9 protein-coding genes are annotated in these 13,705 nt (G+C 58.9%); all 9 read left to right on the top strand.

Annotation, left to right across the window (positions count from 1 at the left end; all coding sequences use genetic code 11):
* The first annotated feature begins 1,063 nt into the window (after positions 1-1,063).
* The 9 genes from PspR84_RS04655 to PspR84_RS04615 all read left to right on the top strand — a co-directional run bounded on the left by PspR84_RS04655 (position 1,064) and on the right by PspR84_RS04615 (position 13,693).
* A complete protein-coding gene (locus tag PspR84_RS04655; RefSeq protein WP_160055839.1) occupies positions 1,064-2,665 on the top strand; it encodes an ABC transporter substrate-binding protein in 1,602 nt (533 codons plus the stop codon).
* 260 nt (positions 2,666-2,925) lie between these two features.
* Positions 2,926-4,551, top strand: coding sequence for an ABC transporter substrate-binding protein (locus PspR84_RS04650; protein WP_007917611.1), 1,626 nt, complete (start codon positions 2,926-2,928; stop codon positions 4,549-4,551).
* Between the two features lie 299 nt (positions 4,552-4,850).
* On the top strand, positions 4,851-6,449 hold the full coding sequence (locus PspR84_RS04645) for an ABC transporter substrate-binding protein (RefSeq protein WP_160055837.1): 1,599 nt from the start codon (positions 4,851-4,853) through the stop codon (positions 6,447-6,449).
* A gap of 175 nt (positions 6,450-6,624) precedes the next feature.
* Positions 6,625-8,040 (top strand): OprD family porin, encoded by a 1,416-nt coding sequence (locus tag PspR84_RS04640; RefSeq protein WP_160055835.1) that lies wholly within the window; start codon positions 6,625-6,627, stop codon positions 8,038-8,040.
* Between the two features lie 77 nt (positions 8,041-8,117).
* On the top strand, positions 8,118-9,713 hold the full coding sequence (locus PspR84_RS04635) for an ABC transporter substrate-binding protein (protein WP_160055833.1): 1,596 nt from the start codon (positions 8,118-8,120) through the stop codon (positions 9,711-9,713).
* A gap of 73 nt (positions 9,714-9,786) precedes the next feature.
* Entirely contained in the window at positions 9,787-10,797 is a 1,011-nt protein-coding gene (locus PspR84_RS04630; RefSeq protein WP_007917620.1) for an ABC transporter permease subunit, read from the top strand.
* A gap of 10 nt (positions 10,798-10,807) precedes the next feature.
* On the top strand, positions 10,808-11,734 hold the full coding sequence (locus tag PspR84_RS04625; protein WP_160055831.1) for an ABC transporter permease subunit: 927 nt from the start codon (positions 10,808-10,810) through the stop codon (positions 11,732-11,734).
* A gap of 10 nt (positions 11,735-11,744) precedes the next feature.
* Positions 11,745-12,713 carry an ABC transporter ATP-binding protein gene (locus PspR84_RS04620; protein WP_160055829.1) on the top strand — a complete coding sequence of 323 codons (969 nt, stop codon included), beginning with the start codon at positions 11,745-11,747 and terminating at the stop codon, positions 12,711-12,713.
* Positions 12,713-13,693: a peptide ABC transporter ATP-binding protein gene (locus PspR84_RS04615; protein WP_160055827.1), complete on the top strand. Its 981-nt coding sequence runs from the start codon at positions 12,713-12,715 to the stop codon at positions 13,691-13,693. Before PspR84_RS04620 ends, PspR84_RS04615 begins: the two co-directional genes overlap by 1 nt.
* Positions 13,694-13,705: the final 12 nt, after the last annotated feature.

Here is a 13,705-nt window from a genome sequence, read left to right as displayed (position 1 = left end):
GCTCGTCATTCGAGCCACCCTCAGCCATTTCTCACGTGGCAAAGGGTGGCAGCTATGTGCGGAGTGAGAAACCGGTGAGCAGAAAACCGGCCAGACCGAAGTCTGCCCGCACACAGCCGCCATAAGGCATTGCGACAGCAAATAAGCCGGCCGCAATTATGGTCTTACTGGTGCTAGTTTCAAGCTCGGCGGGTTCTCACACCCGATCACTGAACATTCAGCGACACCCAGAGCCTAGAGAGCCGACGTCCGACGGACAACCTGAAAACCTTGTGGGAAGGTTCTGGTTATCTGACACAGATTTAAACAGCCAAAAGCCAACCCTCACCCTAGCCCTCTCCCAGAGGGAGAGGGGACTGACCGTGGTGTTTGGGACAGATACGCCGACTTGAAATACCGAGTCGAATCCAGATTCTGAAACAGATCAAAAGCCCCTCACCCTAGCCCTCTCCCAGAGGGAGAGGGGACTGACCGTGGTGTTTGGAAGAGTTACGCCGACGTGCAATACCGCGTTGAACTCAGATTTTGAAAAGCCCACAAATCGGCTCCCTCTCCTTAGGGAGAGGGCTGGGGTGAGGGGCGAATCCACCAAAAAACCAAAGCCGACCACCCGCTCTTCACCACTCAATAGGCCGAGTGTCAGCTCGCCTGCTCTTGATCTTGATCCACGGGCGACGTCGGAAGGCTGAGTGGAGGGATTGATCCGGGCGTGGGAGCGCAGCGACCGTTTGGCGCAGCCAAACACAGCGGGAGTAGGTGCAGCGAAGCAAACCGGAGACGCTGCGCCCGGATCGATCCCGCAGCGAAGGAACCCCGAGCCCCAGCGAGCGGGCCGCACGCAGGAGCAAGCCTTTTTGGTTACTTTTTCGGCGTCTGGAAAAAGTGACCCGCCGTAAGGGCGGAACCCTAAGCAGCCCTAACCGCAGCAACGGATATGTACCCAATAAAAAAACGCCCAGATATACCGAGATAGACACTCCCCCGAGAAAAACGATATTTCCGATACCCCGCTATTCCCCGCTAACCTCAACCAACAACCACCTCCAATCTCCCCGGGGACTCCATGCCAAGATTCACCCTAAAACCGCTCTTGATCTCCCTGGCCCTGGCCACAACCGCCCCACTGGCAAACGCCGCCACAACCCTGGTCTACTGCTCCGAAGCCAGCCCGGCAGGCTTCGACCCCAGCCAATACACCAGCGGCACCGACTTCGACGCCTCCGCCGAAACCGTCTTCAACCGCCTGACCCAATTCAAACGCGGCGGCACCGACATCGAACCCGGCCTGGCAACAAAATGGGACATATCCAACGATGGCCTGCAATACACCTTCCACCTGCGCCAAAACGTAAAATTCCACACCACCGACTACTTCAAACCGACCCGCGACTTCAACGCCGACGACGTGCTGTTCACCTTCCAGCGCCTCCTCGACCCGGACAACGCCTTCCGCAAGGCCTACCCCGCCGAGTCCCCCTACTTCACCGACATGGGCCTGAACACCACAATCAAATCGGTAGAAAAACTCGACGACCAGACCGTGCGCTTCAACCTCAACAACGTCGACGCCGCGTTCGTGCAAAACCTCGCCATGAGCTTCGCCTCGGTGCAATCAGCTGAATACGCCGCGCAACTGTTGAAGGAAGGCAAAGCCGCCGACCTCAACCAGAAGCCGATCGGCACCGGCCCGTTCGTGTTCAAGCGCTACCAAAAGGATTCGCAAATCCGCTACGCCGCCAACACGGCCTACTGGAAACCCGAAGACGTGCAGATCGATAACCTGATTTTCTCGATCACTCCCGACGCCGCCGTGCGCCTGCAGAAGCTCAAGGCCGGCGAATGCCAGGTCAGCGGCTACCCGCGCCCGGCCGACATCGAAGTGATGGAAAAAGACCCGAACCTGCGTGTGCTCAAGCAGGCCGGTTTCAACCTCGGTTTCCTCGCCTACAACACCACCCACGCCCCTCTCGACCAGCTCAAGGTTCGACAGGCGCTGGACATGGCCATCGACAAACCGGCAATCATCAAAGCCGTTTACCAAAGCGCCGGCCAGTTGGCCCAAAACGCTTTGCCGCCAGCGCAATGGTCGTATGACACGAACATCAAGGACGCCCCCTACGACCCGATAAAAGCGCGGGTGCTACTGAAAGAAGCAGGGGTTGCGCCGGGTACAACCATCAACCTCTGGGCAATGACAGTGCAACGCGCCTCAAACCCGAATGCGCGGATGTCGGCACAGATGATCCAGCAGGATTGGGAGAAAATCGGCATCAAGGCCAACATCGTCAGCTATGAATGGGGCGAGTACATCAAACGCGCGAAAAATGGCGAACACGACGCCATGATTTATGGTTGGACAGGTGACAACGGTGACCCGGACAACTGGCTGGGCGTGCTCTACAGCTGCGCGGCGGTAAAAGGCAGCAACTACGCCAAATGGTGCGATCCGGCCTACGACAACCTGGTGCAACAGGCCAAGTTGGCCACCGACAAAGATCAACGGGTAAAACTCTATCAACAGGCGCAACTGATCCTTAAACAGCAAGTGCCGATCACGCCGATTGCCAACTCCACGGTGTTCCAACCGCTGCGCAAGGAAGTCACTGACTTCCGGATCAGCCCGTTCGGTCTAACCCCCTTCTATGGCGTGGGTATAAATAAGTAACACCAAGCCCCAAGGCGGCGCGCACAACGTGACCAACGCACCGTTTTGGGGCTTCATTTGCACCGTAAAAACCGCCCGCAAACGGTCAAATGCGTCAGAAGTTATACAGATGCGACATTAAGGTACGTTCGTGCCACGCTTTGAGGCCGGCAGTCACTCTGGATCTTGCAATGGGTATGGCCCCTGCATAAGTATCCGCAGGCACGACTCACGAGGTCGTACCTCACAACTAAAAAATGACAACAAATCATGAGGCCAACATGCTTAAACACGCGGTCATTCCGTTTTTAGTCGGCGCAGGCTTGTTAGCCTCCGCACCTTTCGCATCCGCTGCGACTAACCTGGTGTTCTGCTCCGAAGGCAGCCCGGCCGGTTTCGACCCAGGCCAGTACACCACCGGAACCGACTTCGACGCCTCAGCCGAAACCATGTTCAACCGTCTGACCCAGTTCGAGCGCGGCGGCACCGCTGTGATTCCTGGTCTGGCGACCAAGTGGGACATTTCCGATGACGGCCTGACGTACACCTTCCACCTGCGCGAAGGCGTCAAATTCCACACCACCCCGTATTTCAAGCCGACTCGTGAGTTCAACGCCGACGACGTGCTGTTCACCTTCAATCGCATGATTAACAAGGATGACCCGTTCCGTAAGGCGTACCCGACCGAATTCCCGTACTTCACCGACATGGGGATGGACACCAACATCACCAAGATCGATAAAGTCGACGACCACACCGTCAAGTTCACTCTGAAAGAAGTTGATGCCGCGTTCATCCAGAACATGGCGATGAGCTTCGCCTCGGTACAGTCCGCCGAGTACGCTGCCCAGCTGCTCAAGGAAGGCAAGGCTGCCGACATCAACCAGAAGCCGATCGGCACTGGTCCGTTCGTGTTCAAGAGCTACCAGAAAGATTCCAACATCCGTTACACCGGCAACAAAGACTACTGGAAGCCTGAAGACGTGAAGATCGACAACCTGATCTTCGCGATCACCACCGACCCGTCGGTGCGTATTCAGAAGCTGAAAAAGAACGAGTGCCAGGTCACCCTGTTCCCGCGTCCGGCCGACCTGAAAGCGCTGAAAGAAGACAAGACCCTGAAGATGCCTGACCAGGCTGGTTTCAACCTGGGTTACATCGCCTACAACGTGATGGACAAGGTCAAGGGCAGCAACGAGGCCAACCCGCTGGCAGACCTGCGCGTACGTCAGGCGCTGGACATGGCAGTGAACAAGCCGCAGATCATCGATTCGGTTTACCAGGGCGCAGGCCAACTGGCGGTCAACGCCATGCCGCCGACCCAATGGTCTTACGACACCACCATCAAAGATGCCAAGTACGATCCTGAGAAAGCCAAACAGCTGCTCAAGGAAGCCGGCGTCAAGGAAGGGACCGAGATCGTGCTGTGGGCGATGCCGGTGCAGCGTCCGTACAACCCCAACGCCAAACTGATGGCCGAAATGCTCCAGTCCGACTGGGCCAAGATCGGCTTGAAAGTGAAGATCACCAGCTACGAGTGGGGCGAGTACATCAAGCGCTCCAAAGGTGGCGAGAACCAGGCCATGATCATTGGCTGGAGCGGTGACAATGGTGATCCGGACAACTGGCTGAACGTGCTGTTCGGTTGCGACTCGCTCAGCGGCAACAACTTCTCCAAGTGGTGCGACAAGAAGTTCGACGGCCTCGTCAAAGAAGCCAAGCGCACGACCGATCAGGGCAAGCGCACCGAACTGTACAAACAGGCGCAACACGTCCTCAAAGATGCAGTTCCAATGACACCTATCGCTCACTCGACGGTGTACCAACCCATGCGCGCCAACGTGCAGGACTTCAAGATCAGCCCATTCGGCTTGAACTCCTTCTACGGCGTCAGCGTCAGCAAATAAGGCACTGCAACGGCGACGTTTTTGACGTCGCCGTTGTTTTACCTGCCGGGAAGTTAGGAAATTGCCTACAGCCAATTCCGCTGCGGATTACCACAGTGGTATAGGACGCGTCGCCTTTTCCTACGAGCTTTAAGGCATTTACGCATTTACTGCCAGGACCGCGGCCCCTACCGTCGGGTACTGACCAGTTTCTGCGTGGGCCACCGGTTTGCCGTACGTACTGGTTTGAGCTCGATGCAGCCAAACGTCTCAGGATGGGACGGCGGCGCATTGAACAACACTAAAAAAGAGGGAGCGTCATGCGCCATACCTTGATTTTTTCCGCATTGCTGGGCGCCGGCCTGATGGCCGCCGCGTCCACCAGTTTCGCCGCCAGCAAAAGTCTGGTGTTCTGCTCTGAAGGCAGCCCGGCGGGTTTCGATACCGCGCAGTACACGACAGCGACCGATAACGACGCCGCCGAACCGATCTACAACCGTCTGGTCGAGTTCGAAAAAGGCGCGACCAATGTCGTCCCGGGCCTGGCAACCACGTGGGATATTTCCGAGGATGGCCTGAAATACACCTTTCACTTACGTGAAGGTGTGAAGTTTCATACAACGCCGTACTTCAAACCGACCCGCGACTTTAACGCCGATGACGTGTTGTTCACGTTTAATCGCATGCTGGATGCACAGCAGCCCTTCCGTAAGGCTTATCCAACCGAGTTCCCGTACTTCAACGGGATGAGCCTGAACAAGAACATCGCCAAGGTCGAAAAGACCGGGCCGCTGACCGTGGAGTTCACGCTCAACAGCGTCGACGCCGCGTTCATTCAGAACATCGCCATGAGCTTCGCCGCCATCCTGTCCGCCGAATACGCCGACAAACTGCTGGCCGAAGGCAAGCCGAGCGACATCAACCAGAAACCGATCGGCACCGGGCCGTTCGTGTTCAAGAGTTATCAGAAAGACTCGAACATTCGTTACACCGGTAATAAACATTACTGGGATCCGAGCCGGGTCAAACTCGACAACCTGATCTTCGCGATCAACACCGACGCCTCGGTGCGCGTGCAGAAGCTCAAGGCCGGCGAATGCCAGATCACCCTGCATCCGCGCCCTGCCGATGTTGAAGCGCTGAAGGCCGACCCGAAACTGCAACTGATCTCCAAGCCGGGTTTCAACCTCGGCTACATCGCCTATAACGTGCGCCACAAACCCTTCGACCAGCTCGAAGTGCGTCAGGCGCTGGACATGGCGGTAAATAAACAAGGGATTCTCGACGCTGTTTATCAAGGCGCCGGTCAACTGGCCGTCAACGCCATGCCACCGACCCAATGGTCCTACGACGACAGCATCAAAGACGCCGCCTACAACCCGGAAAAAGCCAAAGAGCTGCTCAAGGCTGCCGGTGTCAAAGAAGGCACCGAAATCACCCTGTGGGCGATGCCGGTGCAGCGTCCGTACAACCCCAACGCCAAACTGATGGCCGAAATGCTCCAGGCTGACTGGGCCAAGATCGGTCTGAAAGTAAAAATCGTCAGCTACGAATGGGGCGAGTACATCAAGCGCACCAAGAACGGCGAGCACGACATCAGTCTGATCGGCTGGACCGGTGACAACGGCGATCCGGACAACTGGCTCGGCACGCTGTACAGCTGCGATGCCATCGGCGGCAACAACTACTCCATGTGGTGCGATCCGGCTTACGACAAGCTGATCAAACAGGCCAAGGTCGTCACTGACCGCGACCAGCGCACCGTGCTCTACAAACAGGCTCAGCAATTGCTTAAACAACAAGTGCCGATCACGCCTGTCGCCCACTCGACGGTCAACCAACCGTTAAGCGCCAGGATCGAAGGGTTCAAAGTCAGCCCGTTCGGTCGCAACGTGTTCTCGGGTGTCGGTATCGATTAAACCAGACGAATAGCCGCAACGCTGGGGGGCGCTGTCTAGCCCCTCACGCAAGCGCTTTGCCGAAATTCGCCAATCCGGCCTTTTGCAAACGTTTGCGATGTGTGAATGAGTTCTAAACCAATAACCGGCATACCAAAAAAAGCCGGCATAAAAAGAAAGTAAAGGAGCTTCACCCATGAAACTGAGCAGCACCGCGATACTGGCCTTGGCCATCAGCAGCATCACCGCCACGGCTTATGCGGAAACCCAAAGCCAGGCGTTCACTCCGGTGTCCGTCAACGAGAAAAGTGCCCAGGCCGAAGCCACTGGCTTCCTCGAAGGTCAATCGATCAGCGGTTCGACCCGTAACTGGTACGCCAACGAGCAACTCAAGCGCGGCGGCAAGTTCGCCTATCGCAAGAACGGCCAATCGACCGAAACCGACCGCCGTATCAACTGGGTGCAAGGCACGATCATCAAGTACAACTCGGGCTTCACCGAAGGTACTGTCGGTTTCAGCACCGAAGTGGCTGCGTACAACGCCATTGCGCTGGAGCGTGATCGCGAGAACCTCGCTTCCAACAACGGCGGCGCACCGGGCACCCGTCCAGGCGCGGGCAACAACCGTACCCTGACCCGTGAAGGCGGTGACGCCGTCGGTCAATGGAGCAAACTGGGCCTGGCCAACGTCAAGGCGCGCATATCCAACACCACTCTGACCGCCGGCCGCATGAACTTCAGCAGCCCGCAGGTCGATGTGATCGGCAACCGTCCGCTGCCATCGAGCTTCGAAGGTATCGCGATCCACAGCGAAGAACTGAACAACCTGTCCTTCGACCTGGCCACCTTCGACCGCGTTTCGCCACGTACCGAAGAAAGCCTCAGCAAGTTCCGCTCCGAATACGGCAGCATCGACGCTGAAGCCGACCACGTGAACACCGCCGGTATCTCGTACCAGCCGTTCGCCAGTCTGACCACCAGCCTGTGGGGCACTCAGGCTGAAGACCTGTGGAACCAGTACTACTTCGGCGCTACCCACGTACTGGGTGACAGCTCCGTACTGAGCCTGACCACCGGCCTGAACTACTACAAGACTGTCGACGAAGGCAAAAAGCTGCTGGGCGACATCGACAACGACACCTACTCTCTGTCGTTCGGCCTGACTCACCTGGCGCACACCCTGACCTTCTCGTATCAGGAAGTGAACGGTAACGAGTACTTCGACTACCTGCACGAAACCAACGGTATCTACCTGGCCAACTCCCTGCTCTCGGACTTCAACGGCCCGAACGAGAAATCCTTCCAGATTTCCTACGGCATCAACATGGCCGAATACGGCGTACCGGGCCTGAAGTTCAACATCTACCAGGCACGCGGCTGGGGCATCGACGGCACTCACTACAAGGGTGGCGGCTACGATGGCGTGCAGGCGATGGACGGCGAGCACCACTATGAATACGGCGTCGGCGCGACCTATGCCGTACAGAGCGGGCCACTCAAAGCCACCACGATTCGCGGCACCTACACCGCTCACCGCGCCAGCGAAAACCAGGCTGACGGCAGCATCAACGAGTTCCGTCTCGTGACCACGATTCCATTCAACATCCTGTAAAAAACGCCAGCCGACGGCTGACTCATGATGAGTCGGCCGTTCGGTTTTTGTCTTCAACCGATTGCAGAGGGTTATCGATGAAAATGCTTCCCCTACGTGCGGCCATCGCGGCTGCGTTGTTGAGCGCCGCCATCGGCGTCTCGGCCAAACCCTTGGTGGTCTGCACCGAAGCCAGTCCGGAAGGCTTCGATATGGTCCAGTACACAACTGCAGTCACGGCGGACGCTGTGGCCGAAACCATCTTCAACCGCCTGGTGGACTTCAAGCCCGGCACCACGGAAATCGTTCCGGCCCTGGCAGACACCTGGGAAATCAGTGAAGACGGCCTGACCTACACGTTCCACCTGCGCCAAGGTGTCAAGTTTCACACCACCGAATACTTCAAGCCGACCCGCGACATGAACGCCGACGACGTGGTCTGGAGCTTCCAGCGTCAGCTGGACCCGAATCACCCGTGGCACAAGCTGTCGAGCGTGGGCTTCCCGTACTTTGAAAGCATGGGCTTCAAAGAACTGCTCAAAAGCGTCGAAAAAATCGACGACCACACGGTCAAGTTCACCCTGACCCGCCGCGAAGCGCCATTCCTGGCCGACGTCGCGATGCCGTTCACCGCCATCTACTCCGCCGAATACGCTGATCAGTTGCTCAAGGCCAACAAGACCGGCGACCTGAACAACAAACCGGTCGGCACCGGCCCGTTCATCTTCCAGCGCTATGCCAAAGACGCCCAGGTACGCTTCAAGGCCAACCCGGAATATTTCCGTGGCAAGCCGCCGGCCGATGCGCTGATCCTGGCGATCGCCACCGACAACAACGTGCGCCTGCAGAAGCTCAAGGCCAACGAGTGCCAGATCGCGCTGTATCCGAAACCGGACGACATCCCGAGCATCAAGAAAGACGACAAGCTCAAGGTCGAAGAGCTGAACGCGATGACCGTCTCGTACATCGCCATGAACACTCAGCACAAATACATGAGCGACGTGCGCGTGCGTAAGGCGATCGATATCGCCTTCGACAAAGCGGCTTACGTCAACGCGCTGTTTGGCCCGGGCAATGCGACCGTTGCGGTCAACCCGTACCCGGACACGCTGCTGGGCTACAACCACGACCTGAAGAACCCTCCACGTGACCTCGACAAGGCTCGCGCCCTGCTCAAGGAAGCCGGGGTTCCGGACGGCACCGTGTTTACCCTGTTTACCCGCAACGGCGGCGGCCCGACCAACCCCAACCCGATGCTCGGCGCGCAAATGATGCAGGCTGACCTGGCGAAAGTCGGGATCAAGATCGACATCCGCGTGATGGAATGGGGCGAAATGCTAAAACGCGCCAAGGCCGGCGAGCACGACATGGTCTCGGCCGGATGGGCGGGCGACAACGGCGACCCGGATAACTTCCTGACGCCTATGCTCAGTTGCGAAGCTGCCAAGAACGGCGAAAACTACGCACGCTGGTGCAACGAGAAATTCCAGGCACTGCTCGACGAAGCACGGGCTAAAGTAGATCCGGCCGAACGCGCGAAACTCTATGAGCAGGCTCAGGTCCTGTTTAATCAGGATCAACCGTGGATCAGCATGGCCCACACCCGGATGTTTACCGCAATGCGTAACAACGTAGAGGGCTATCACATCAGCCCTCTCACCACTAATAACTTCGCCACCACCCAGGTGAAGTAGATAAGAAACTCCCGGCGTCCCTGACCCCAGGGACGCCGGGCACGCCTAACCGGCTGATGAGGTACCACACACGATGTTTAGTTTTATTGCCCGCCGACTGGGGTTGTTGATCCCCACGTTTTTCGGCATCACCTTGCTGACTTTCGCGTTGATTCGCATGATTCCGGGCGACCCCGTGGAAGTGATGATGGGCGAACGTCGGGTCGACCCCGAAATGCACGCTCAGGCAATGGAACGCCTAGGTCTGAACAAGCCGCTGTATGCCCAGTATCTGGACTACATCGGCAAACTGGCTCAAGGCGATCTCGGCGAATCCCTGCGTACCCGTGAGAGCGTATGGACCGAGTTCACCTCCCTCTTCCCGGCGACCCTGGAACTGTCCATGGCCGCCCTGCTGTTCGCCGGCATTCTGGGCCTCTTGGCCGGGGTGATCGCGGCACTCAAGCGAGGATCATTGTTCGACCACGGGGTGATGGGCATCTCCCTCGCGGGTTATTCGATGCCGATCTTCTGGTGGGGTCTGATCCTGATCATGTTCTTCTCGGTGAGCCTCGGCTGGACGCCGGTTTCCGGGCGGATCGACCTGCTCTACGACATCGAGCCGCGCACCGGTTTCATGCTGATCGATACGCTGCTGGCCGATGACGTCGGGGCGTTCTTCGATGCCCTGCATCACCTGATCCTGCCGGCCATCGTCCTCGGCACCATTCCGCTGGCGGTGATCGCGCGGATGACCCGTTCGTCGATGCTCGAAGTACTGCGCGAAGACTACATCCGCACCGCCAAGGCCAAAGGCCTGTCGCCATCGCGCGTGGTGTTCGTCCACGGTCTGCGTAACGCACTGATTCCGGTACTGACCGTGGTCGGCCTGCAAGTCGGCACCCTGCTGGCCGGTGCCGTACTGACTGAAACCATCTTCTCCTGGCCCGGCATCGGTAAATGGCTGATCGAAGCCATCGGCGCCCGGGACTACCCGGTTGTGCAAAACGGCATCCTGTTAATCGCCTGCCTGGTGATTCTGGTCAACTTCGTAGTGGACATCCTCTACGGCTTTGCCAACCCACGCATCCGTCATCAGCGCTGAGGTCCATACCATGAGCACTCCAACATCCTCAGTAGCCACATCCGCCGCAAACGCGGATCAAAGCCTGCTGTACCCGTCGCCGTACAAAGAATTCTGGCAAGCCTTCTCCAAGAACAAAGGCGCGGTTGCCGGCTTGCTGTTCATGTCGCTGGTGATTTTCTGCGCACTCTTCGCGCCGTGGGTCGCCCCGCACAACCCGAGCGAGCAATACCGCGACTTCCTGCTGACGCCGCCGGCGTGGCTGGAAGGCGGGCAGATGCAATTCCTGCTCGGCACCGATGAACTGGGTCGTGACCTGCTGTCGCGTCTGATCCAGGGCTCGCGCCTGTCGCTGCTGATTGGCTTGTCGTCGGTCGTCATGTCGCTGATTCCGGGGATCCTCCTCGGTCTGTTCGCCGGGTTCTTCCCGAAGATGATCGGCCCGACCATCATGCGTCTGATGGACATCATGCTGGCCCTGCCATCGCTGCTGCTGGCTGTGGCGATTGTCGCCATCCTCGGCCCTGGCCTGATCAACACCGTGATCGCCATTGCTGTGGTGTCTTTGCCGTCCTACGTGCGTCTGACCCGAGCCGCCGTGATGGGCGAACTGAACCGCGACTACGTGACCGCCGCGCGCCTGGCCGGTGCCGGTCTGCCACGCTTGATGTTCATCACCGTGCTGCCGAACTGCATGGCGCCGCTGATCGTGCAGGCGACTCTGAGCTTCTCGTCGGCAATTCTCGACGCCGCCGCACTGGGCTTCCTCGGCCTAGGCGTACAACCGCCAACCCCTGAGTGGGGCACCATGCTGGCCTCGGCCCGCGACTACATCGAACGCGCCTGGTGGGTAGTCAGTCTGCCTGGTTTGACCATTTTGCTCAGCGTGCTGGCAATCAACTTGATGGGCGACGGTCTGCGCGATGCGCTGGACCCGAAACTCAAGAACGCCGCCTGAGGAGATTCCCATGTCACTGCTAGAAATCAAGAATCTCAACGTTCGCTTCGGCGACAAGACCGCGACGCCGGTGGTCGACGGCCTCGACCTCAAAGTCGACAAGGGCGAAGTGCTGGCCATCGTTGGCGAGTCGGGTTCGGGTAAATCCGTGACCATGATGGCGCTGATGGGCCTGATCGAGCATCCCGGCATCGTCACCGCTGACTCGCTCAGCTTCGACGGCAAAGACATGCTCAAGCTGAGCAACCGTCAACGTCGGCAGATCGTCGGCAAAGACCTGTCGATGGTCTTTCAGGACCCGATGACCGCACTGAACCCGAGCTACACCGTCGGTTTCCAGATCGAAGAAGTACTGCGTCTGCACCTGAAAATGTCCGGCAAGCAAGCGCGCAAACGTGCGATCGAGCTGCTGGAAAAAGTTGAAATCCCGGGCGCCGCCAGCCGTATGGACGCCTACCCGCACCAACTGTCCGGCGGTATGAGCCAGCGTGTTGCGATCGCCATGGCGATTGCCGGCGAGCCGAAACTGCTGATCGCCGACGAACCGACCACTGCCCTCGACGTGACGATTCAGGCACAGATCATGGATTTGCTGCTGGCGTTGCAGAAAGAACAGAACATGGGCCTGGTGCTCATCACTCACGACCTCGCGGTCGTGGCTGAAACTGCCCAGCGCGTCTGTGTGATGTACGCAGGGCAAGCCGTTGAAGTCGGTCAGGTGCCGCAACTGTTCGACATCCCGGCGCACCCGTACAGCGAAGCACTGCTCAAGGCGATCCCCGAGCACAGCCTCGGCGCTACACGTCTGGCCACCCTGCCGGGCATCGTCCCGGGTCGTTACGACCGTCCGCAGGGTTGCCTGCTGTCGCCGCGCTGCCCGTACGTGCAGGACAGCTGCCGCGCGCAGCGTCCAGGCCTTGATCCGAAAGCCCACAGCCTCGCCCGCTGCTTCTACCCGCTGAACCAGGAGGTGGCGTAATGGCCGTCGTACTTACCGCCCGCGACCTGACCCGTCACTATGAAGTCTCCCGTGGCCTGTTCAAGGGCCACGCGACCGTGCGCGCACTCAATGGCGTGTCGTTCGAACTGGAAGCCGGCAAGACCCTCGCGGTCGTAGGCGAGTCGGGCTGCGGCAAATCCACCCTCGCCCGCGCGTTGACGCTGATTGAAGATCCGTCGTCCGGCTCCTTGAAAATCGCCGGCCAGGAAGTCGCCGGCGCCGACAAGGCCCAGCGCAAGCAACTGCGCAAAGACGTGCAGATGGTGTTTCAGAGCCCGTACGCGTCGTTGAACCCACGGCAGAAAGTCGGCGACCAGCTCGGCGAACCGCTGCTGATCAACACCAACCTCTCCGCCGCCGAGCGTCGTGAGAAAGTCCAGGCGATGATGAAGCAGGTCGGCTTGCGTCCTGAGCATTACCAGCGCTATCCGCACATGTTCTCCGGCGGTCAGCGCCAACGTATCGCACTCGCCCGGGCGATGATGTTGCAACCGAAAGTGCTGGTGGCGGACGAACCGACCTCGGCGCTCGACGTGTCGATTCAGGCGCAGGTGCTCAACCTGTTCATGGATCTGCAGCAGGAGTTCAACACCGCCTACGTGTTCATCTCGCACAACCTCGCAGTGGTGCAGCACGTGGCCGATGACGTGATGGTGATGTACCTCGGGCGCCCGGTGGAAATGGGCCCGAAGAACGACATCTACGAGCGTCCATTGCACCCGTACACCCAGGCGCTGCTGTCGGCGACCCCGACCATTCACCCGGACCCGAACAAGCCGAAAATCAAGATCGTCGGTGAACTGCCCAACCCGCTGAACCCGCCACCGGGCTGCGCTTTCCACAAGCGCTGCCCGTATGCGACCGAGCGTTGCAGCACGGAAGAGCCGGCGTTGCGCCAGCTCGACAGCCGGCAGGTGGCTTGCCACTACGCCGAGCAGTTCCTCGACGGCGCGGCCTAAAAACCGCCCTGA

The sequence above is a fragment of the Pseudomonas sp. R84 genome, assembly GCF_009834515.1.
Lineage (GTDB): Bacteria > Pseudomonadota > Gammaproteobacteria > Pseudomonadales > Pseudomonadaceae > Aquipseudomonas.
The sequence above is the reverse complement of the archived record's forward strand: the minus strand, read 5'-3'. Positions and strand labels throughout refer to the sequence as shown.